The organism is Arthrobacter sp. NtRootA1 (assembly GCF_019976975.1).
Lineage (GTDB): Bacteria > Actinomycetota > Actinomycetes > Actinomycetales > Micrococcaceae > Arthrobacter > Arthrobacter aromaticivorans.
In genome coordinates this window covers 2293782-2316895 of sequence record NZ_AP024630.1, presented here as the reverse complement: position 1 = coordinate 2316895, position 23114 = coordinate 2293782, and the positions used below count along the sequence as shown (strand labels likewise).

At 59.2% G+C, this 23114-nt stretch carries 15 protein-coding genes; 2 read left to right on the top strand and 13 right to left on the bottom strand.

Annotated features, from left to right (window positions below; translation table 11 throughout):
• Positions 1–42: 42 nt before the first annotated feature.
• Complete coding sequence (locus LDN90_RS10410; RefSeq protein ID WP_223948983.1) at positions 43–1212, top strand: aminotransferase class III-fold pyridoxal phosphate-dependent enzyme; 1170 nt, start codon at positions 43–45, stop codon at positions 1210–1212.
• A 2495-nt stretch (positions 1213–3707) separates the two neighbouring features.
• Here the strand turns inward: LDN90_RS10410 and LDN90_RS10405 are convergent.
• The 8 genes from LDN90_RS10405 to LDN90_RS10370 form a co-directional block, all read right to left on the bottom strand.
• On the bottom strand, positions 3708–4739 hold the full coding sequence (locus tag LDN90_RS10405; protein ID WP_223948982.1) for a hypothetical protein: 1032 nt from the start codon (positions 4737–4739) through the stop codon (positions 3708–3710).
• Positions 4740–4932: 193 nt separating this feature from the next.
• Positions 4933–6138 carry a cytochrome P450 gene (locus LDN90_RS10400; protein ID WP_223948981.1) on the bottom strand — a complete coding sequence of 402 codons (1206 nt, stop codon included), beginning with the start codon at positions 6136–6138 and terminating at the stop codon, positions 4933–4935.
• A gap of 27 nt (positions 6139–6165) precedes the next feature.
• Positions 6166–7137 (bottom strand): PDR/VanB family oxidoreductase, encoded by a 972-nt coding sequence (locus LDN90_RS10395; protein ID WP_223948980.1) that lies wholly within the window; start codon positions 7135–7137, stop codon positions 6166–6168.
• 100 nt (positions 7138–7237) lie between these two features.
• Complete coding sequence (locus LDN90_RS10390) at positions 7238–7978, bottom strand: IclR family transcriptional regulator (protein ID WP_223948979.1); 741 nt, start codon at positions 7976–7978, stop codon at positions 7238–7240.
• Positions 7979–8032: 54 nt separating this feature from the next.
• A complete protein-coding gene (locus tag LDN90_RS10385) occupies positions 8033–8890 on the bottom strand; it encodes an ATP-binding cassette domain-containing protein (protein ID WP_223949275.1) in 858 nt (285 codons plus the stop codon).
• A 5-nt stretch (positions 8891–8895) separates the two neighbouring features.
• On the bottom strand, positions 8896–10725 hold the full coding sequence (locus LDN90_RS10380; protein WP_223948978.1) for a dipeptide/oligopeptide/nickel ABC transporter permease/ATP-binding protein: 1830 nt from the start codon (positions 10723–10725) through the stop codon (positions 8896–8898).
• Positions 10722–11663: an ABC transporter permease gene (locus LDN90_RS10375; protein WP_223948977.1), complete on the bottom strand. Its 942-nt coding sequence runs from the start codon at positions 11661–11663 to the stop codon at positions 10722–10724. The genes LDN90_RS10380 and LDN90_RS10375 overlap by 4 nt, the downstream gene beginning before the upstream one ends.
• Before the next feature lie 65 nt (positions 11664–11728).
• Entirely contained in the window at positions 11729–13282 is a 1554-nt protein-coding gene (locus tag LDN90_RS10370) for an ABC transporter substrate-binding protein (RefSeq protein ID WP_223948976.1), read from the bottom strand.
• Positions 13283–13608: 326 nt separating this feature from the next.
• Between LDN90_RS10370 and LDN90_RS10365 the strand changes: the two genes are divergently transcribed.
• A complete protein-coding gene (locus LDN90_RS10365) occupies positions 13609–14526 on the top strand; it encodes a LysR family transcriptional regulator (protein WP_223948975.1) in 918 nt (305 codons plus the stop codon).
• Between the two features lie 28 nt (positions 14527–14554).
• On the opposite strand, the gene uidA is transcribed toward LDN90_RS10365, so the two are convergent.
• The 5 genes from uidA to LDN90_RS10340 form a co-directional block, all read right to left on the bottom strand.
• Complete coding sequence (gene uidA, locus LDN90_RS10360) at positions 14555–16330, bottom strand: beta-glucuronidase (protein WP_223948974.1); 1776 nt, start codon at positions 16328–16330, stop codon at positions 14555–14557.
• 3 nt (positions 16331–16333) lie between these two features.
• The gene (locus tag LDN90_RS10355) at positions 16334–17344 is read right to left on the bottom strand and encodes a LysR family transcriptional regulator (protein ID WP_223948973.1); all 1011 of its coding nucleotides are present in this window, start codon (positions 17342–17344) and stop codon (positions 16334–16336) included.
• A gap of 51 nt (positions 17345–17395) precedes the next feature.
• Positions 17396–19069 carry a sulfatase gene (locus tag LDN90_RS10350; protein WP_223948972.1) on the bottom strand — a complete coding sequence of 558 codons (1674 nt, stop codon included), beginning with the start codon at positions 19067–19069 and terminating at the stop codon, positions 17396–17398.
• Between the two features lie 45 nt (positions 19070–19114).
• The gene (locus tag LDN90_RS10345; RefSeq protein ID WP_223948971.1) at positions 19115–21448 is read right to left on the bottom strand and encodes an arylsulfatase; all 2334 of its coding nucleotides are present in this window, start codon (positions 21446–21448) and stop codon (positions 19115–19117) included.
• A 77-nt stretch (positions 21449–21525) separates the two neighbouring features.
• The gene (locus LDN90_RS10340; RefSeq protein WP_223948970.1) at positions 21526–23067 is read right to left on the bottom strand and encodes a sulfatase-like hydrolase/transferase; all 1542 of its coding nucleotides are present in this window, start codon (positions 23065–23067) and stop codon (positions 21526–21528) included.
• Positions 23068–23114: the final 47 nt, after the last annotated feature.

Sequence of the window (23114 nt, the reverse complement as noted above, 5' to 3'; positions counted from 1 at the left end):
GGTCCAGCACCATCCGCCGACCTTTAATGAAATGAAACAAACATGCCAACCACTTTTGCCAGCGAAACAGCACTACCGCTGAGAGCCTCGAAGGTCATGCCCGGAGGCAACACCAGATCGACGGTATATGTCCCTCCCCATCCCCCATATGCCGCCTCGGGGCAGGGCGCTGTGGTGGTCGATGAAAACGGACATTCCGTTATCGACTGCAACAACAACTACACTTCAATGATTCACGGGCATGCCAACGCTGAGATTCTCGACGCTGCTTTCGGCGCAGCCCGCCAGGGTACGGCCTTCGGCTTGCCCACCCGGTACGAAGTGGACATGGCCGAATGTCTGGCAGAACGGACCGGGATCCAGCAATGGCGCTTCTGCAATTCCGGAACAGAAGCCGTACTCATGATGCTGCGTGCAGCCAGAGCCTATACAGGCCGGGACCTCATCATCCGATTCGAAGGCAGCTACCACGGCACCGGCGACGAAGTCTCCGATCAACGCTCCCCCGGACTTCCCGCATCAAGCCGTCAGTCCGTCATCGTGCTTCCCCAAGGAGATCTTCAGGCACTGACTGACACGATGATCCGCGTGGGAGACAAGACGGCTGCCATCCTGATCGACCTCATGCCCAACCGGGCAGGGCTGCGGCCGGCCGAGCCTGAATTTGTCAACGAACTCCGCAAGCTTGCTGATCAGCACGGCGCCCTCCTGGCCGTTGACGAGGTCATCAGCCTCCGGCTCCACTGGGGAGGTTTCCACAAACACTATGGCGTGGAACCGGACTTGATATCAGCGGGCAAGATCATTGGCGGAGGCTTCCCCGCTGGAGCCATCGGCGGCAGTTCCGAGATCCTGAAAAGCTTCCGGCCAGGCGGCGGACGAAGTGTCATGTGGGGTGGCACCTTCACGGCAAACCCCGTCACCATGGCAGCCGGCCTCACTTCGATGCAACTTTATGACGAAGCTTCTGTGGTGGCTTTGAACGCTGCCGGGGATCGTCTCCGCGCACAGCTCCAGTCCGCAGGCCTACCCGTCAACGGCATGGGCTCCCTGCTACGGATCCAGACATCCGACATGCAATCCCTGTGGTGGAAGCTCTACAACCAAGGCGTACTCGCAGGAACCAACGGACTCCTGGCCCTCTCAACCGCAATGTCCGAGGAACACATATCAAGGATCCGCAGCGCCATTATCGCGTCCACGAGCGCATGATTTGTGCCCACCAGCGTTGTGCTTAGTCGACTTTCTGGCCAAGGGTGGAAGTCGGAGCCTGTCGATGTACAACGGTCGGCGATGGGACCGTTCCTTGCAATTGTGTTGTCGGTCAAGCAAGTTGACCCATCACGCAAACTGGTATTGCCCTCTGAAGGCATGCCTTCGTCTCTTTCGACAGTCCGCCGTTCGAGCCCACTTGCCCAAGTCGATAATGCCCTCACTAGAGGAGTCCTTGCCATGCTCGCACGAAGTCGATCTTGGAAAAGGGAGCCTTCGCAGGGAGAGGCTTCAGCAAGGACACCGTCGGCAGCAGGTGCTTACAGCAGACCAGCTGCCGGGAACGATGTGCATGGATCTAACTCGAGGAAGGTCCGCTACTGATCTCCACGCTGGTGGGCACCGACGTAAAGGAGCTGAAAATCGGACAGCCCCTCACCCTTGATTTCGGGGCTTACGGGTCTGGACGGCATACCCATGCCCGTGTTTCGATCCGTCAATGCGGTAGCGAAGTCTCAGCAGAGCTAATCAGCCGGACGACGAGGGGCCACCGGATTCATTAGATTCCAAAAAGGGGAATTCCCCAGCACTACTCGAGGCGCTGGCAACAAGGTGAACACCCTATAACCCTGCGAGGAAATGCATCCGCTGGTCAGTGGAGTGGCGCCGGATGCGGTTTCGATGGCCACACCAATGAGTAGCCTCACTCAGCTTAGCCACATTAACGCCGGCGGCTGCTTGCATGAGAGGAATTTTGGCTACCCGTTTGGGCCAAAAGCACTTTAACTTCTCGAGTCGTGAACGCTCCCCCAAACAGCGGCGAGTCTGCTTCGATGAAACACAGCGCGTCGGTGGCGTGAACATCCCCAATCATGTCCCGCACGACGTTGACCTGCATAAGGAGACGATCAACCAATTTTGTGGAATCACGCCGCCAACGAGAGGCTTCGTTGCACGGACCCTCTGCCATACACAAACATTCAGGATCAATCGATTAGGACCGGTGTGCCTGCTCTGATAGGACAAACAAGTCATAGTGGGATTCGAAATGGTCGTCCCCTGAAACTAGGCGACGTATGGGCCCTTATCGGCAAACTGGTCGGCTTCGACGTGCACACCCCGACAAGCGTGTGAACTCCAAATGCTCGGCGGCCTTGGTAGGGACTGCAATCCGCGCCGGAACCCCCATTAATCTTAGTTGGACGTCGACGACACCAAAGAGGCCTCCCCAAAGCACCCGGTCGCCAATGCCGGCTGGACTCTCACGTCGCTGCGGCCCTGCAGATGATGCGATTGCGAACGGGCGTCACAGTCGCTCTGGCCTTTACACGCGATGAGTAGTGTAGGCCGAACGAAATGGCTGTGATCAGGCTCAATCAAGAAGTTTTAAGTGTTGACAATGTCCACACCCCGTTGGCCTACGAAGCTCTCCTGAGTCAAGCCTCTTGACTCAAGCAACGAGCCAAAACAAAGGACTTTGAGGCAGGATCGCCAAGTCATTTGCAGTCAGTCCCGGCGCCCATGAATAGGTGTAAGACAACCCCGACCTACCAAACGAACCAAGAGAGGAACGCATAACCCCAGTTCAGAGCGAGCGGAGGGCCCACCAGCCAAGACCTTGAACCCGGTCCCCACAACCAATCAGGCGACCCGCGGCGCCAGGCACACCCCGCGGCCAGTGTCAGGGGACCTGACCACCTAATTTCTACACACTTAAACGCAAAAACCCCTCTGACGAGGGGTCATGCCGTGCCCGAGGTGGGACTCGAACGCGATTCTTGGCCTTGTGATCGCTGGGAAGTAGCGGAAACATGCAGAATCCGGGCCAGTCCGGTGGGCGTACGGGCCAGTCCGGAGCAAAAGGTGTGCACATTGTGCACACTTCCTTTTGCCCCTATCGTCGACCATCGGGTCGCTGTCCATGACCGGGGAATCGCGATGCACAGCGCCGCACGCGACAAGAACAGGTTGGAAGGCGGCAGAGCCGAATAGCGAAGAGCAAGAACCCATCATTAGATTCCCTCCTTTGACATGTTCATGGCGCCCCAACAAACGCCCAACATGACAACATCGAAATCTTCAGACCACTACCCACGGACTTCCGGATGTGCTTCCACACCCATTACGGTTGTCGCCCGGCCTGGCGAATGTCGAAGCCAACAAGCCCACGTCGCGGATGTGGAAGCCATACTGATCAACAACTTCAAGCGCTTCTTCAATGTCCAGGTAAGCGGTCCGGTGTCCTCAAGACGAGTGAGCAACTCAGCATCATGGCTCATGACAACTCCGACGTGTGCGTCGAGGGAGCAGGCAATCCGGAGACCTTCCCAGTCGAAGTCACCCTGATACCGTCAATCCGCCCCATCTCCGGCGAGTCTTCTAAGCAGGTCGACCACCGGCGTGGGTCGGCTTGGCCAATTCGCCGTATGGGTCCTACATCCAGAACGGACTGACGCCGAGCAAAGTGCTCGGCGTCAGTCTCTCATGGGCATCTACTAATTGGGGTGCAGCTTTTTGTGTTTTGCCAGGCCGACGTCGAAAGTCTTGCCGCCATCGTTAGTGCCCTGGAAGTAGAACCAGATCTCGCTTCCCATATCAATTACGTCGCCATGTCCGAGGGAACCGGACGCAAAGCTCGGGCGATCCAAGTTTGCGAGACCGATCTCCTGAAAGTTATCGAGCGTGCTTGAACCGTAGAGGTGGTAGTCCTCCCCCAAGCCAGAGAAGCCTTGGGCTGCGAGAAGGTAGTAGGTCGTGCCTTCCTTCCATATGGTCGTACCCTCGCCTTCCGCTCCAGTCAGCTCCGGCTCGGACCAGTTGACGAGATCCTTCGACTCTCGCTTGAAGATCTGCTCTCCGTTGGTCCCGTACGTCGTGTAGAACATATAGAACGAGCCACGATCCTTAAAGATGTACATGTCGTTGGCTCGGTTTACGTTCTGCGGCTGCGCAACCGTCTGAGTGATTTGCCCTTCTTTTGTCCAGTGCACCAGATCTGTCGACGTCGCATACCCGGTATATATGATGTTCGTCGGCGTTCGAGGCCCGCCGGTGTAGAACATGTAGAACTTTCCCTGATGGAAAATTGGCTTGCTGGGGGCTTGGACGCGGCAAGCTTCCCAACCGCCGCAATCCGCTTCGAGCAAGGTACCCTGCTTGGTCCAGTCGACCCCATCAGGGGACGTAGCAAATTCAAGTGTCCAAGGTTCTCCTGCCTGCCCCCCGCCCTGAAAACCCGGCAGAGTACCGGTGTAGAACATGTAGTACTGGCCCTTGGCAAAAAAGATTGACGGGTCCTTCGCCATCCCGTCGTCCGGATCAGTGAATACCGGATCAGGAGTTGACTCCCACTGAATATTCTCGAACGAAGCCGGCGACTTCGCAGCGGAGTAGTCCGCGCCCGGCTTCGCGGTTGCTGCTCCTCCAGTTAACGTGAGCGCCAGTGTTGCTACTGCAATCCCAGAAAGCAGAGTCGTGGATCTGAAGAATCTGGGCCGCTTTTCAGCGCAGAATCGTGGGTTGTGCATCTGATTCACCTCATTGCGAACGTGATTGCGGCGGTTTAGGCACGCTGGATCGGTTGATTAAATCTTGGCTATTCGGTGTGGGACTTCGGGCCGTCTTCTGCGTCGCTACCGGCGTTTCGTAGCTGGCAGTGAGGTCCGGAAGAGGTGTAACGCGTACCAAGGCTGCGAGCCAACGGGGAGGTCCACCCGGCGATTACTCAACGCTGACTCGGACGGGAAGGGATTGCCATGCGCGCAAGGTGTTGTTGTGGTGCCTGCGTGTTGGCCCTGATATCCCGATGGAGGTGATTCGTCGGGCAAGGACATCCAAGAGAGTCGCCGCCTCCAGCCGGGCAATGTGTTGGCCTATGCACTGGTGGATGCCGAAGCCGAAACCGACGTGGCCGGAAGGATCCCGGTTCAGGTCAAAGGCATGGGGGTTCTCCCAACGCCGGGGATCTCGATTGGCTGAGCCGAGGAACATGAGGATCTTTTTGCCTTCGGGGATTAGAGTGCCACCAACCTCAATGTCCCTGGTGGTGGTGCGGAAGAATGTCTGGACGGGCGATTCGAAGCGCACGGCTTCGTCAAAGGCGGTGCGCGCCAAAGCGGGGTTTTCACGCAGCCGCGCCCACTGCTCAGGGTTAGTTGCGAACGCGTAGAGGACCGCCGCGAGCCCGTTGACTGTCGTGTCCACCCCAGCGGTGAGCAGGGAGCGGACGATCAGGGGTGCCTGCTCCTCCGTGATATCCCCTCGATCGGCGGCAGCCCAGATCTGGGCGCCGAACCCCTCTGACGTCAGGACGTCGCGGGCGCATTGGGATGCTATCGAAGCCGAGAGCTCGGCAACGCGTGGCTCCCCTTTGGCGACAAGTTCGTTAGGTGGACCGAACGCGTTAAAGACGTGATCGCCGTAAGGAAGGAGGTTTTTCCTACCTTCCTCGGGTATTCCCACCGCGTCCGGGAAGACTCGGAGGGGGAAGGACGATGCAAGGTCCGCCACGGCGTCGAACTCAGTACCCTTCGATAGCAGGTCATCTACAAGTGATTCAGCATCGGCCGCCCATGCTTCGCCCAGTCGCCGGATTTCCCTGGGGCCGAGAATCGTGGAGAGGACCGCGCGCGGCGCGTCGTGGTGGGGTGGATCCGCTTCAAGCAGCAGACTCGGGGGTCGCCAAGGCTTTTCGTAACGGAAGTTGCTGAGTCCAACTCCAGCCGCGGACTGAAATGTTTGCCAGTCTGACAGGGCTGCCCTTACCTGCTCATATCTGCCCATTGCGTAGACGTCATAAGTGCGGAGGTAGACCACCGGTCCGGCGTTGCGAAGGTCGGCCTGGAACGGGAGTGGGTCCTCCAGAACGTCGGGACTGAAGGGATCGACATCACTAAACGGCGTTGTGAGGATGGATGGGGCTGTCATGTGGTCCTTTCACGGATAGCCGCGGGTTTACAGGTCAAGAACGAGGCGGTCACCGCATGAGCGCGACACGCAGGGCAACATGCAATTCCCGGCTGCCCGGTCATCCTTGTCAAGGATTGAGTCGCGGTGGTCGGGCTTGCCTGCCAGGACATCAACCTCGCAGGTTCCGCAGGTGCCCTGCCGGCAGGACGTCAGGACGTCAATTCCGGCGGCTTTCAGCGCATCGACAACACTGACGTCGGGTGTCACCGTGACTGAGAGCCCTGAGCGCGCCAGTTCCACGTCGAAAGGAGCATCGTAAACCGGAGCGCCTAGCTCCTTGGCAGCGAAGTGTTCCACCCGTAGTAGGGCGGGGGGCCATTCCCTGCAGTGCTGTTCGACGGCGGACAACAGTCGACTGGGGCCGCACACGTAGACTTTGGTGTCCGTCGCGGGTCCACCGATATACTCCTCCAGCCGGAACGTACCGGCTTCGGCCTTGGCCAGCACCTGTACCCGTTCACCGTAGGCTTCAAGTTCATCGAGAAACGCCATACTGTTCCGCGACCGGCCAAGGTAAAGGAGTTTCCATTCGGCACCGAGCATGTCCGCTTGCTGCAGCATTGGAAGGATCGGGGTGATGCCGATCCCGCCCGCAATGAACAGGTACCTTTCGGAGGGCACGAGCCGGAAGTTATTCCGCGGACCACCCAAAGCGAGCGTCATGCCCTCGGTGAGTTCTTCATGGACAAAAGCCGATCCGCCGCGGCCTTCCTTTTCGTGAAGGACCGCGATGCGGTAGTTGTGGGCATCCCAGCGGTCGCCGCAGAGGGAATATTGGCGCGTGGTTCCGGACGGAAGTACCACGTCGACATGCGATCCAGGTGACCAGTCCGGCAGCCTGCGGCCGTCGGGACGGGCCAGGGTCAAGGCGACAACGTCGTCCGCTGCCCTGACCTTGGCGGTGACGGTCAGCTTGACCGATGAATAATTGGTATCGGGATGTCCCGAAATGAACATTTCGACTCCTTCGCTCGCCCTGTCCTCCCCCTAGTGTTAGTTCACAAAGCACCTATCACCACCGTCTTCTCAATGATTGAGAATGTGGGTCAATGAACGGTCATTTGAACGGAGGAGATGCCGGGTATGTCATCGCACGGGAGATGGCCTTGGACGCAGCTAGCAGGACTGCGACCCGGGAGCGCGCCACGTCATCGTTGGGTGCAATGACCGCCAGCGCAGCCACCACCCTGTCCCCAGGATCGCGGATGGGCACGGCAACTCCCGTCACGTCAGCATGGATGTGACCCGCAAGCAGCGCATGACCCTGCAGTCGTACCTCCGCCAGCGCGGACCTCAACTGTGATGGCGTTCTGATTGTGCGTTCGGTGAACGCTTCGAGCGGGCCGCTGATGATTCTCTCCTGATGATCCGATGGGGCGTATGCCAGCAGAAGCAATCCTGATGACGACGCATGCAAGGGAAGCCGGCCCGCCACACGCGTGTAATTGATTACGGCGCGCGGGGCTGTCAGGCGCTCGACGAAGAGCACGTCATCGCCTTCCATTACCCCCAACTGAATGTGCTGGCCAACGATGGTGTGGAGGTCCTCCATCACCGGCATTGCCGCCTCCCGGAGCCTGAGTGTCGGTGAGGCCCTTGAGACGGCCTCCCACATTTTGACCCCTATCCGCACTTGCCGGTCTTCATGCCGCTGAAGCCAGCCGAAGTTTGTCAATTCCTCAACAATCCTGGAGGCGGTTGCTACATGCAGTCCGGAACGGCGGGCTATCTCCGTGACGCTCAGCGCCGTATCGCCGGGCCCAAAAGCCTCTACTATGCGAACAACTCGGGAGAGCAAAGATTCTCCTTTTTGGGTACGGACCATCATCGCCGGCGTCTGTAAATGTGACTTCTAAAGACGCCAGGAAGCATCAACGGCATTGAGTGCATGCCAGGCCGCTCGACGCTCTGCCTGCTCGTCTGGGTCGGACAAAGGTGACGCGAGGAGGAGTCGTTGTGTGTACGGGTGTTGCGGATTGACCGTAACCTGCTCGGCGTCGCCCTCTTCCACAATGTTTCCCCGGTACAGCACAGAAACGCGATCACTGACATATCTCACGACGTCGAGGTCGTGCGAAATGAACAGGTAGGCCACGCCGGTGTCTTGTTGGATTTCGGCGAAGAGATCAAGGACGCGCGCCTGCGTTGTAAGATCCAGTGCACTGACCGGTTCGTCGCAGATAATCAACTTCGGTTTGGGCGCCAGAGCCCTGGCGATGGCAATCCTTTGACGCTGGCCGCCACTGAACTCCCGCGGCAGCCGGTCCATTGCGTCTGAGGGCAAGTGGACTCTGTCGAGCAGGGTGCCGACCCTCTTGCGGGCGTCCTGCCCAGACAAACCTGAAACCAACAATGGCTCGGACAACGTGTCACCGATTGTCCTTGCCGGGTTCAAGGAGCTGTACGGATCTTGGAATACGACTTGCAGTTCCTTGCTCACGGCACGCCGCTCACGCTGCTTCAGGTGGGTGATGTCACGGCCCTCCAGGTGGATGCGTCCTCCTGCTGCGGGTACGAGCCCAAGGATCGCCCGGCCTATGGTGGACTTGCCGGAACCGGACTCCCCCACAAGTCCGAGGGTCTCTCCGAACCCGAGATGGAGTGAAACGCCGTGGAGGACCTGGAACGGCCGGGCGAGCCTCCGCTTCGGACGAAACTGTACTTTCAAGTCCTGGACTTCAAGGAGTCGGTCCGGGCCGTTTTCTGCCATCGTGCTCATCGTTCCTCCGTCGTTAGCGCTGGACGGGCTGTTTTGCGGGACTCGGCGTTTTTGACCATGGACCCCAACAGCTTTTGGGTGTACTCATGGGTAGGCTGACGAATGATGTCCCGCACGGGGCCCTGTTCAACCACAGCGCCGGACTGCATGACCACCACCCGGTCGCAGAGATCAGCCACCACTCCAAAGTTGTGGGTGATCAGTAGGACACCGAGCCCCAGACGCTGCTGCAGATCGCGCAGGACATCAAGAACTTCAGCCTGGACGGTGACGTCGAGAGCTGTAGTGGGTTCATCGGCAACCAGCAGGTCCGGTTCGCAGCTGATGGCCCCAGCAATGAGAACCCGCTGGGCCATGCCACCGGATATTTCATGCGGGTATGCGCGCATCGTACGGTCAGGGTCCGGAATTCCGACGCTCGCAAGTAGATCCTTGGCACGTTTTGTGGCCTCGTCCTTGGAGATGCCCAGGACCTCACGCATGGGGCTGGTGAGCTGGAATCCGATGGTGAATGCGGAGTCGAGGTTGCTCATGGGCTCTTGCGGGATGTAGCCGATTCGCTTGCCGCGGATGCCGCTGTAGTGCTGTTGCCGGATTTTCGCATCTCCGGGTTTAACCAACCAGCGATCATCGAAGGAGACGGAGCCGCCGGTGACGATGGCCGCACCGGAAAGCAGCCCAAGCGCGGTGAAGGCTGATTGACTCTTGCCGGAACCGGATTCACCTACGAGACCTACAACTTCGCCGCGATCTACGGTGAAAGAGACATCTTTGACCACGGTCCTCAGGTCAGAAGGACCGGTTGGATAGGCGATGCTTAGATTTCGGACATCCATTAGATGTGCTGCTTCCGGTCGCTTCGGCGCGGCCTGTCCTTCGTTCTTGTGCTCACGGTCGTCCTTGGAATCCGGTGCCGCAGCCTTGGCCGTTCGTACCGGACGCTTACCTTTGACCTTTTCTGCGTCCTCCAGGGCGTCGCGAAGAGCGTTACCCAACAGGACGAAGGCAGCGGTTACGAGACCAATGGCGAGGGCCGGCCAAAGAAGGCCGAGCGGGGTTTGGTATACGGTGACGAAGCCGTCACTCACCATCCCGCCCCAAGTGACAGTGTTTGGGTCCCCCAGACCAAGGAAATCAAGCCCGGCCTGGACCGAGATTGCGATACCGCCCACGTTGGCCGTTTGGATAATCAGCGGCGCCCGGACAACAAGGAGTACGTGGCGTGCCATGATCCGTGCGTTGCTGAGTCCAGCAACCCTGGCTGCATCGACGTAGAGTTCGTTCCGAACGCCTTGGACTGTTGAACGTGTTAGTCGGAAATATGAAGGGCTCACCATGATGCCCAGGGCGATCATGGCAATCACCAGCGATGGGCCCACGGCCGCGCGTACGGTGAGGAGGACGATGATGCCAGGCAGTGCCATCAGGATATTGGCGAACCAGCTGGTTACGTCGTCGAGGAATCGTCCATAGTAGCCTGCCAGCAGGCCGGTAGGGACACCGACCAGGAGGGCCATTGCGGTCACGATGAGCACGCCGAGCAGTGTGGTCTGTGAGCCCCACAGCAATCGGCTGAAAATGTCGCGGCCGGCGCTGTCCGTTCCTAGTAAATTCGCTCCGCCGGGTGCGGCGAGTGAGTTGCCTAGGTCTGCGTATTCGGGCGGGAAGGGCGCGATCAGGGGCGCCAGTGTTGCCGCCGCCACAAGAGCCAGCAGCACGACAATAGAGTAGAGCGCAAAGGGGTTGCGGAGCAGTCGGCGCAAGGGGTGACTTCTTAGTGCAGCAGGCGCCGGTGGTGCAGCAGTTGGGGAGGTGACTTCTGTCATGACACACGCACCTTGGGATTCAGCCAGCCGTTTACGAGGTCGACGATGAGATTGACGATGATGACGAGGAGGATGGTGTAGACGACGACGCCCATGACCAGGGGGGTATCACCGGTGGACGTTGCTGACACAGCAAGGGTTCCCATTCCGGGCAGCGCAAACATTTGTTCAATGATGACCACGCCGCCCAGCATGCCTACAAAGTGAAGGCCAAGCAGGGTCAGTGATGGTGGGGCTGCGTTGCGCAGAACGTGCCGGTACAGGATCACATTTTCGCGCATGCCCCTGCTTCGGAGTGTCCGGACATAATCCAATTCGAGCTGCTGGATGATGGCGCTGCGCAACTGTTGAGTCATGGCCGTTACGGAGCCGATGGTGAGCGCGATGACTGGCAAGGTGAGGCTTGCAATCCATGGGGAGAGTCCACCGCCGGGATAGATGGTGCTGATCGCGGGGAACCAGCCGAGTTGGATGGCGAAGAAGGTGACCAGGAAGAGCCCTATCAGGAAGTTGGGCAATGCTGTTCCGATGACGCCGAGTACTTGGATTGCCCGGTCTATCCAGCCGCGGCGGACGGACGAAGCCACGGCCAACACGACAGACACGAACACGGTTAGTACGGTGGCGGCAATGACCATGGTCAGTGTGATGGGCAAACGGTTGAGGATTGCTTCAAAGACCGGTTCACCGTTGTACCAGGATTTTCCGAAGTTGCCTGTCAGGGCGCCGGTCCACCATAACCCTAAACGGATCAGCAATGGTCGGTCCAAACCCAGTTGGGCTTCTTTGGCGTGGATCTGTTCTGGGGTGGCGTCCGCGCCCAGAATGTTCTGTGCGACTGTGCCGCCTGAAAAGAACAGGAGGATGTACGTGAGGCAACAGACGACGACCAGTGTTACGAGGCTCGACACGAGTCGCCGGGTAATGAAGGCGAACATCGGCCGCCCTCCTTCCGTTGGGGTACTGTCGGGGCGGGGCGAAATCGCCCCTCCCCGACAGATGGTTATTTCTTTGCGGGCAGGTAGCTGTAAATGGATGGGGCGTTCTGGAATGCCTGCTTCAGCACACTACTTACTACTTGCGGGTTGTAGGCAAGGGGCTGACCCACCCGGTACCAGGGAGCAAACCAGGCGTTGTCCACCAGGTAGCGGTTCAGTTCCTGTCCCGCGTTCTCTGCATCGCCTGCGTTACGGGTTTCCTCAAGGAGCTTGTTAAGCTCCGGAGTCTGGGTCTTGAAAGCATTGTAGGGCGCCTCCGGGGACACGACCCGCTGCACCATGGTCCAGGTGGGGCCTTGGCTGATTACCGACCATGGCATTGCGTACTGGCCGCCGGAGATTGAGGACTGGAAATCCTGCGGTGGGATGGACACGCGCTCGACAGTGATACCGATCTCCCCGAGTTCTTGGACGATGAAGGGAGCCGCGAATTCGGAGGGTTTGGCGAAGGCAATTTTCACTTTGAAGCCGTTGGCGTAGCCGGCGTCGGCCATCAACTGCTTGGCTTTCGCAACATCATGTGGGTACGCGTGATCGAGTTCCTCGACATACGCGGAGCTACCGGGGGCAAACATCTGGCTGGTAACTTCTCCGCGCCCGAGGACCGCTTCCTTGAGCATCAGTTCACGGTCGAAGGCATAGTTAATCGCCTGTCGGACGCGAACGTCCTTCAGTTCCGGGGCCACCTTCCCCTCTCGGTCAAGCAGGAGCATGCCTTGAACGGAGGATGTCCAGTCGGTTACTTTGGTGCCGGTCTTTTCGGCCTGTGCGATCTGAGGAGGCTGGATGTTGGCAACGTCTACTTGCTTGGCGGTCAGGGCGTTCAAGCGCGCTGCTGGGTCGCTGAGCAAGCGGAACGTCATCATCTTCCAGTGCTGCAGTTCCGGCTTCCAATAGCCCTCGCGGGCCTTGAGTATGTACTGATTGCCGCGGACGGACCCTGGATCCAGGGTGTAAGGCCCGCTTCCGACCGGCTTCGTTTCGGCCGAGCCGTCCTTGAGGCTCGCGGGGCTTGCCTGAAGCCCGGCTGCTTGGCTGAGGTTGATCTCAAGGGCAGGATTCGGGGTATCCAACTTGATTCTGATGGTCTTCTCATCGACGACCTCGGTGCCCGTAACGCCGTCAACCTGGTTGACCTGTGGTCCGTTGCTCTCACGGAAGTGGTCCAGGTTCGCCTTGGCGGCCTCTGCGTTGAATTTTGCTCCGTCACTGAAGGTCACGTCGTCACGAAGCTTCAGTTCCAGCACCTTGCGGCTGTCGTCGGTGTAACGCCATTCAGTCGCCAGCGCCGGGACGAGCTTGCCCTCGGTGTCGACGCCGATGAGGGTGTCGTAAATTCCCCGTGCCAATTCCAGCTGGTTGGCAGTTCCTGCCTGGCCGGGATCCCAGGACGGGATGTCGTTAATCATGGCGATCCTGATGTTCTCGCCTTTGAGGTCCCCGCCGGGAACCTGCGTATTTCCCGTACCAGTGCTGCCGGCGCTGCTTCCGCAAGCGGTCAGCAAGGCGGTAGTCAGTGCAAGGGCCGCAAGGACCGATCCACGCCTTCTTGCCTTCATTATTGGCCTTCCTCATTGAACTGCCGTGATTTGCCCCTGTGGCAAACAGTTGTCTAGATGGTGCAGGTGATTCTCAGCTCGCCGCCTCGGAAAGACTCTTTTTGCAGGTCCTTGCTCGCGGCCATGCCACCGTAGATCACTTTCACTAACTACTGTGAGGCAGCTCATGTATCCCCGAAAGGGCAAATTCAGGATAGGTACTATTACCTATAGTAATTTTACGGAAGTCAGCCTGCTTTGGTGGCGGGGCGGTGTGGTGACAACCGAAGGCGTGCTCGCCGTTGCCAGTCCCGGGTGACACATGACGCAGGAAGGACAGTCAAGCATTGAAGGGTATCGACCTTAATCTGGTGCCACTGCTGCAGGTGCTGCTCGAGGTCCGCAACGTCTCGCGTGCGGCCGAGCAGCTGCAAATCAGCCAGCCCGCGGCCAGCACCGGCCTGGCACGCCTGCGCCGGCATTTTGATGACGAACTCCTGCTGCGCGTCGGCAGGAAATACGAGCTGACGCCTTTCGCACGGTCGCTGGTTCCTCTCGTGGACGAGACGATGCAGCAGATCCGGCTGATGTCCGGGGCCCGGTCACGTTTTGATCCAACATCCACCGAACGGGCCTTTAGAATCGTTGCCTCTGGTTACTCATCTACGCTCCTGATCGGTCCAATCCGACGGATTCTCCGGGAGGAGGCACCGCATGTATCGATTGAATTCGTACCCCTCGGCTCCATCACTCCGGAACTGGCCCAATTCTCCAGATTTGATCTGCTTGTGGCTCCTGCGGATTATGGCATGCCCGGGTCCAGTCGACATCTGTTCAGGGACAGCTTCGTTGCCATGGTTTCTGCCGATAACCCGGTGGCGAACGAAGTCCTCACATTGGCAGAATTGGCCAGCTTGCCTCACGTCGTCGGGCGCATCGGAGAGGGCATACGTACCCCCGCAGACCTGTTGTTCGACCAGCATGGTTTAAAACGAAACCTCGTTGCATCCGCGGCCGGCTTCAACTCGCTGCCCCTGATTATCGAGGGCACCGACCTGATAGCGCTCGTTCCCCAGATGCTTGCTACCAAAGCGCAGCACGTCGGCATTCGGACGCTGAAACTGCCCCTGGAGGATGAGGTGTACCTAGTTGAATCCATGTTCTGGCACCCGGCGCAGACTGACGATCCTGCCAACACATGGCTGCGTTCTGTAGTACAGCGGTCCGCTGCTCAACTTCCCGAACTATTTCAGAACGGTGGCTAACGGACGGGCCCACGCGCCGCAATCACCACTAGTTGCGGGACCACCGCTTCCTAAGAATGTGAGCCGCGGCTTTTGGCCGACGGTCCCGCGTAAAGACACCCTTCTTGTTACCGTCGACGCGGATTACACCAATAGCCGTCTGAAAATCTGCGAAGTTCCAGACATGTTCGCCCACTACGGCTTCGATTCTGTCGAAGACCCTGTGGTACATATCCAGGAAGGCTGCCTGGAATTCCTCGCTCCATGGCGTTTCATATATCGAGTGGAGCCCAGTAATTGTATCTGCGCCATATTCGGTGATGATGATTGGTTTACCGTGTTTCGATTCCCATTCCAGGAGCTCCTTTTCCAGCGCAGCCTCCGCACTGGGGAGATCACCGTGGTGGTGGTACCAGCCGTAGTACCGGTTGATCATGACGACGTCGAAAAGATCCGTAAGGGTGTCCTTGTCCGGTGTATCGAAGCCCACGTTCACGTAACCTACGGGGCGGGTTGCATCGAGCTTCCGGGCCAGGGCCGCCAGTGGCTCGAAGTAGGGTCGCGCGCCCTCATCAGAGGCATTCGGCTCGTTTGCGATGCACCACATAACTACGGAGGGATGGTTTTTGTCCCGTGCGACAAGTTCTGAAATGGCCTGCCGATGGCTTGCGGCAGTGTCGTCGTTGACGTAGTCGTCGGAGTACGTGGATTTGGGGCCGCTGCCAAATCCGAAGACGGTGTTGAGGCCCACCGCGCCGGTCTCGTCAATCACCACAATGCCGTGACGGTCTGCGTAGTCCATGACCTCTTCAGCGTAGGGGTAGTGGGTGGTTCGGAAGGAGTTGGCGCCCGTCCACCCCAGCAGCTGAAAGTCATTCACCATCTGTGCCTGGCTGTGTCCCTTGCCAATGCCCACATGGTCTTCGTGCATGCCGAAGCCCTTGAAGTAGAACGGCTCTCCATTGATGAGGAATTGCTTGCCGCGGACCTCAACTGTACGCACGCCGAAGGATTGCTCGTATGCGTCGATGAGCTGTCCGTCCTCATACACTTCGGCTACAAGCGTGTAGAGGTAGCCTTTGCCTGGTTGCCAGAGTTGTACATCCGCAATGTCGAGGCGCCCTTCGCGGCCCTCAGTGTTAGCCACCTCGCGGCCTTCCGCATCCAGCACTCGGGCGGAGACAGTTTCTTTGCCTCCTGCTCCGGCGAGTTCAATGCTGTAACTGACTGAGCCGAGGCTCCCTGTGAAGCTGGTTGTCACGGTTACGTCCTCGACCCGAATCTTCGGCGTGCTGTACAGCCAGACGCTTCGGTGGAGACCTGCATAGTTGTAAAAATCATGCATGTACTGCTGCTGCCGGCGCCCGTCCTTGGTCATGGTAATGACTCCGGGCGGGATCGAGGCCTGGGTGAGCTCATTGTTCACCGCGATCGTTAACCGGAATGTACTGCCCGGGGTGACATGGTCTGTGATGTCCGCAGAGAACGGGGTATACCCGCCCTGGTGCTCAGCTACCTTGGTTTCGTCCACAAAGACTTTGCCTTCGTGGGTGGCCGAGTCCAAGCGCAGGTGAATCCTTTCCCCTGCCCACCCACGCGGCACCCGTACTTCGCGCTGGTACCAAACGTAGCCGACATGGTCCCGGATGGCCTTATCCGCAAACAGGTCGTTGTAGCTGGAGGGAACGCCGGCTTCCAGGTCCGTCTGCAGCCGCGCGTTTTGCCATTTCTCTGTTAGGCCGGATCGTTCGAAGTCGACCTTGAAGCTGTACAGGCCATCAAGGTTGATAAGTTCCCGGGTCGGGCTGTTCTGCGGTTTTAACATGTTCTACCTTTTTGTTTGAGCCGATTCCGTAGACCGCGCTGTCAGGCCTGGCGAGGGGGCCGTGACGGTCAGCCGGTGGCTTTTGGGCTGGAAGAGTTCCTGCAGTTGGGTGCTGGAACGTCTGACCACCGAACGCAGCCAGGTGCTGGCGGGGTCGTCCGTTTGGGTGGGGTGCCAGAACATGGCCTCGACCAGGTACGCTTCCAGGTCCAGGGGCAGTTCAAGAATGGCTATGGCACCGGTCTGCTGGGCACGGGCCGCCAGCATTCGTGGAACGGTAGCAACAAGGTCTGTTCCTTCGACGAGCAGGGGCAGGGCGAGGAAACCGTTGGCGACAGCCGCGACATTGCGCTTGAGACCGGCCTGTTCGAAGAGTTTGTCTGCCGGGGTGCGAATGCCCTCACCGAAGAATCCGACGGCGTGCGGCAGGCTGGCAAAACGTTCCAAGGTGAGGCTGCTCTGTCGGAGGATGGGGTTGTCTGCTGCAACGATCGCGACAAAGCTATCCCGGAACAATTGCCTGCTCAAGCCGGGCATACCGTACCCAGCGGGTGCGATGAGCAGATCCATTCGGGAAAATTCAGACACTTCTCCGCTGATGGAACTGGTGGGTACGAACTCTACCGCAACACCCGGCGCTTCGTCCTGCAGGATCCGCCGCAGCGGTCCCACCAGCAGGGTTGCAGCGTAGTCTGACGCGGCGACGACGAAAGACCGGCCGGTGGTTGAGGGGTCGAACCCGGACCGCGCCCCGGACATGCGGTGGATTCGGTGCATCGTTTCGTCCACCAGCGGGACCAGCGACTGCGCGAAAGGCGTCAGCTCGTATTTCCTGCCGACGCGCAGCAGCAGTTCGTCATCAAAATGCCGGCGCAGGCGTGCCAGGCCAGTGCTGGCCGCGGGCTGGCTGATTTGCAGCTGCTCGGCCGCGCGCGAGACGTTGCGGACTTCGAGCAGCACCTGCAACAGCGGGACCAGATTAAGATCGATACCCTTCACAGTTCCCCTTGCCATGTCATCCTAGAAGCCAGTGGAAAACGAAGCCATGATGCATTCGCTGTAGCGTCACGGGCCCGACCGTTCGTTGTTGACAACAAGCTGGAGGTCCTCGCCAAAGCAAACATCGCGGCTCGGTTCGAATCCAAGCCTCCAAGCCCTAAACCATACTGATCTGCCGGCGGATTCCACCGGGCCTGTGTATAGCTGCCAACCCCGGCCGTCGTCCTCTGGCGACCCGCCAAGGCGTTCAAGCATTCCAAGGGTCCGTCCGGTGGCTCCCGGCCCGACTGTGGTCCAACCAATGGACGCTCCCGGGGTTTCACACGTCGCTTCGAAGCCGTGAGGAGTATCGGTGACTAGAGGCGCGGCGGTAGTTTGCCGCACGCCCCCCGGGCGCCACATATCGATGAGGGTGTCTTCGTTTATCAGACCGAGGTCTCCGTAGCGGTCCTGCCAGTCCTGTAGAGCGCTCCGCATGCGCTCCACTGTTGACGTGTAGTTCGGGTTCCTCGCGAGGTCGCAGGTTTCATGCGGGTCAGCCGAGATGTCATACAGCTCCTCCTCCGGCTTACTCGATGCTACGAGCGTGCGTTGCAGGTCGGTGAAGTGACTGCGCGGCTCGCCGCGTCCCACCTGGCCGGCCTCTTGCTTCGCCAGGTTGCGCAGTTCGGCCCAGGTCGCCAGCTGATCCGGGTAGCTCGTATACGGAAGAGCTGCACGGTCCGGGTGAAAGTGGCGGATATAGCGGAATCTGGCGTCCCGGACTGTCCGGGAGGTGTCTTCCGCCTCATCCATGCGGTCCCGGCCTCCGAACGCGTACTCATTGGTTCCCTGAACAATCCCCCCGTTCGAGGAAAGAAACGGCACCCCCTGCATGTGTCCAGGCACCGGAAGGCCGCACGCTGTGAGCATGGTTGGAGCAAGATCGAGGGTTTGCACCACGTCTGTAACCACAGTGGCCGGGGCGATTTTCCCGGGCCACCGGACGATAAGGGGTTCGCGGAGGCCTGCTTCCGTGGCCCATCGTTTTGCCCGGGGCATGCCCCGGCCATGGTCGCTCCAGAACACCACGATCGTGTTGTCGGCGAGGCCGTCTTCCTCCAATTGGTCAAGGATGCCGCCGACCCAGTGGTCCATCTCGGTGATGAGGTCCAAATACCGGGACCACGCTGAGCGGAACACTTCCGTGTCCGGGTAGTACGGGGGCAGCGGAGCTTCTACCGGGTGGTGGCGCTGGTCGTCCCTAACGTTCGGGGTGGCCCTGGCGAAGGCTTCCTCGTCCAGGTGAATTTGGGACTCATGCGTCGTCATGCCTTGGAAGGCAGCAAAGAACGGTGTCCCTGGTTCCGGCCTGTTCCGCCAGTGGGCTGTAGGGGAACAATCGTCAAACACTGTGTTGGGGACGTCCACCTGGAAGTCGGCGTACCAGTTGTTGGTGCAGTAGTACCCGGCTTGCCGGAAGTACTCCGGCAGCAGGCGCACTTCCGGTGGCGGTACTGCCCTTGTACGCATGTGCATGGTCCCAATGGATGTCGGGTAGCAGCCGGTTATGATCGCGGACCGGGCCGGTGCGCACACAGGGGCGGCAGCAAACGCCTGATCAAAGCGGGCTCCTTCACTTGACAGCCTGTCAAGGTTGGGTGTGATGGAGAACTCGGCACCAGGCCACACCCCCGCATAACAACCAAGGTCAGGGTTGATGTCGTGCGTGGAGATCCACAGTACGTTGGGCTTTTCCATGACGTCTCTCTATTTCTGAAGGGTTAGAACAGCACGTCCACGGGCTCAGTCGTAGACTTTCGCAAGTTCCTGCTCAAGGTCGATGATTTGCTCCCGGTTGTAGGCCGCTTTGGCTCCCGGCGTGTAGCGGACCGATGAGAGCAGCCCGTTATAGGGGAATGAGCCGTGCCTTTGGTGTAGTTCCCAGTCCACGGGGCCGCCGCGGTCAAGGCCGACGCTAATGCCGGTAAAGGGACACATACCGCCGGTGAGCTGGAGAACCGGGCCGAGTCGGACCTGTTGGCCCGCGACCTTGACGTCGATCTCCCACTTGAAGTCCGGTGTCGTCTGGAATTGCATCTGAATATCCTGCTGGCCCTCGGAAATCGCCAGAGACGTCCGCTTCATCTCGCCGTACTGGTTGTACGACACGTGCAGCGCCTCCGCTTCGACGTACAGGCAGTAGCCGCCACCCTGGTCGCCGTGGGCAACAAGTACGCCCTCTTTGCCATCACGGTGGTCCAGTCGGATATTGATGCTGAAGGAACGCATCCGAATGAGCTTGTTGGAGCGGTAGCGTTCCAGCGTTGGCGTGCCGGGGTAGAGTGTCACCGGTTCTTCGAAAAAAAGCTCGGTGGAGGGACGGTTACGCATCATTGAGTGGTCATCGTTGAGCGGAAATACTTGGTTATACCAGGCGGCAGCTTTCCAGCCCTCGGCCAATTGACGCACCCGCTCCGGGTAGTCAGACGCCAAGTCGTGGAGTTCGGTTGGATCCGCCTCGACATCGTAAAGCTCCCATGCGTCCTCTCCCCCGACGGCTCCGTTGGGGTGCGGTTCAATTGCTTTCCATCGTCCGTCCATGAAGGATCTGCGTCCGCCCAACTCAACATATTGTTCCGTGTGGCGCGTGGGCAGGACCGGGTTCCGCAACCATTCAGCAAAGGAGAGTCCGTCGGTTTCAAGGGCCGGGCGTCCCTTGCAATCGGTCAGTGGTTCTATCCCTGCGAGCTTCATCAATGTTGCTCCCAGGTCTGTCGCATATGCGTACTGCGTGCGAAGGCCGTCATCGCTTGCTGTTCGCGGAAGCCCGGCCGGCCATGACAGCAGCATCGGGACACGGACTCCACCCGCGTAAGTATGCGATTTATACAGTCGGAAGGGGGTATTGGAGGCATAAGCCCAGCCGTGGGGGTAGTGCACGTATGCCTGCGGGCCGCCGATGAGCTCGGGGTCCCGGGGAACATCGTTTGTCCATTCCGGCGGCATTGCCGGATTGCGGGCACCGAATCCACTGAAGTAGCTGCGGGTGCCACCAATGCCTCCGCCGGCCGCTCCCCCGTTGTCGGAGGTGAAAACCACGATTGTATTCTCGTACTCGCCGGTTTCCTTGAGGTGGTCCGTTATCCTCTTGAGGTTCTGGTCCACATTGTCGATCATGGCGGCGTATACCTCCATGTACCGTGCGAACAGGTCCTTTTGTTCATGGCTCAGAGACTCCCAGGGCACAACTTCCATGCCTGGTTCTGTATTGCGGGGTGCACACCGAGTACCCTCGGGGAACAATCCGCTGCTGATTTGGCGGGCGAACCGTTCGGATCGGATGTGATCCCAGCCGGACTCGTACCGGCCTCGGTATTTCTCGATGTCTGCGGCTTTAGCCTGAAGGGGCGCGTGGACTGCCTGGTGCGAGAAGTAGAGGAAGAAAGGTTTAATCGGGTCAGACGCCCGCAATGCTTTGAGCATTCCGAGGGCGCGGTCTGTCAGGTCATCTGTGAGGTAGAAGTCCTCAGGGTAGTCATCCACCACCACCTGTGAGTTGTCCTGCACCAAGCGGTGTGGGTGGAAAAGAGAAGTGAAGCCATCCATGCACCCGTAGTACCGGTCGAAGCCCCGCTGGATGGGCCAGCTGTCTTTGGGCGCCCCGTCGTGCATTCTGGATTCGACCGTCAGGTGCCATTTGCCCACCATGAACGTCGCATATCCGCCGGCGCGGAAGTTTTCCGCCAGCGTGGGTGCGTCTTCCGGCAACTCCATTGCGGTATTTGGAAATCCCGGATCCATGTGCGGCACGAAGGCAAATCCGGCGCGGTGGGGATTCAGTCCCGTCAGGATCGCGGCCCTCGCTGGAGCGCACATCGGCGGAGTCTGATAGTTGTTCAACCGATAGCCCTCCGCCGCTATCTCCGCCAGGGTCGGGGTATCGATTTCCGCGCCAAAAGGCGAGATGTCGCTAAAGCCCATATCATCCAGAAGCATCAAGATGACATTCGGCGCATCTGGCTTGGCGCGGCGCTGCTTGGGCCACGAGGGGATTGATTCCGAGGCGCGCTCATTGACGACTCCGTCAAATCCCTCATAGCCTCGGACAGGATAGGGGCTGTTTTGTGTTGGGCTCATGTTCATCCTCACGCTGGTACTAAGTTGAAGGCGAGCGCACTCGTGGGGCGGCGCGCAGGTGTGTTCTGCTGGCCGTCTTAAGGGCGGCGGGGCTTGTTGTAGTGCTTGTATGCGATATCGAAGCCCTGGCTGATGCGTTCCTGCATCAGTTTTTCGGCAGATTCCGATAGCTGTGCATGGGGCCGCCCGGCAATGAGGTCTTCCCCATTTGCAGTGAAGCCTTCCGGGCGTCCCTCCAGTGTCTTTGCCAGTAGACGCCGCCAGGCGATCAGGTTTTCGGAGTATCCGTCCTTGGCTGCAAGGTCAACGAGTTCATCAGGATCGTCGGCCAAATTGAAGAGCTGTTCCGCACCCGAACTGTCGAACCAGATGTACTTCCACTTACCGTCCGTCAAGGAATGCCAACTGGGTTCGTAGACCAAATTGCCCTCTACCTGCTGGCCAGGAAGTGCGGGGTACATACCAGCGTGCGCTCCCCTGAGGGAATTCTCACTATGGAGATACTCCCTCCAGGCGTTCTCGCCGCTTCCACTCACCAGCGAGACGATGCTCTCCCCGTCTACGCCTTCGGGGCACGGCAATCCAGCCAGCTCAAGCACGGTGGGCAGAATGTCGTGCCACCCGATTGGTTCATCCCGAACTTGAAGTGGAGAGATGGCCGGGCCCGAAATCAGGAACGGGATGTGAGCCGCCCCTTGGTATGGCCGTGACTTGTGGTACAGGTAATGATCACCCAGGTTCTCGCCATGGTCTGACGTAAAGATGATATAGGTATTGGGGAGGCGGGCCGCGGCGGACAGAATACGCCCGATCTGGAAGTCGGCGAAAGTGATGTTGCCGTAGTAGCCTGCCTGAACGGATTTGAGAAGCTCCCCGTCAAGCTTGACGTAGCCGGTCCTGTCAGGATTCCAGTTCGCGACCGGCGGGATGTCCCAGTCGCCAACGGCTGGCTGATCGACGTCGCTGCTGTTGTAGTACCGGTTGAAGAACTCTTCAGGAGGATTGAGCGGACCGTGCGGCGCGTAGTAGCCGACAGAAAGGAAGAAGGGACGCCCTGCATCCCGGGCGCCCAGGAATTTCAGAGCCTCCTCGGTGGTCCACTGGGTGTGATGGAACGCGTTGTCCATGTGGAAAGGCGCCGCGATGAGGGAATTATTGCCCGTCCCATTGCCGTAGTAGCCGCCTGCATGGCCGGGGGCATTCTTCCGAAGAAACTGGAAAAAGTGGTCCTTAGTTTCCTTCAACTCCGAACTCGGGTCACCGGGGACGTAGTACTCGAACCCATTCGGATCATCTGAAGGAACAGTATGAAAGGTCCGCCCCACGAGCGCCGTCTGATAGCCGCCGTTGCGCAAGACGTGAGGCAGAGAGTTCTGCATCGGCAAGTACGGAATTCCAATGTTGCCTTGAACGCCGTGAGTGGAGGCAAGCTGACCCGTCAGGAACGTCAGGCGTTGCGGGATACATACGGGACAAGTGGAATAGGCTGCTGAAAACCTGGCCCCGCTGACGGCAAGGTAATCCAGGTTCGGGGTGAATACCCGCCGCTTACCTTCGATGCCCAAGCAGTCAGCCCGGTGCTGGTCAGTATGGATGACGATGAAACTAGGCTTGGCCATTCCGTCAGTCCTTTCTCATGCGTCGAGCACCAGAAAAGACAGGGCGT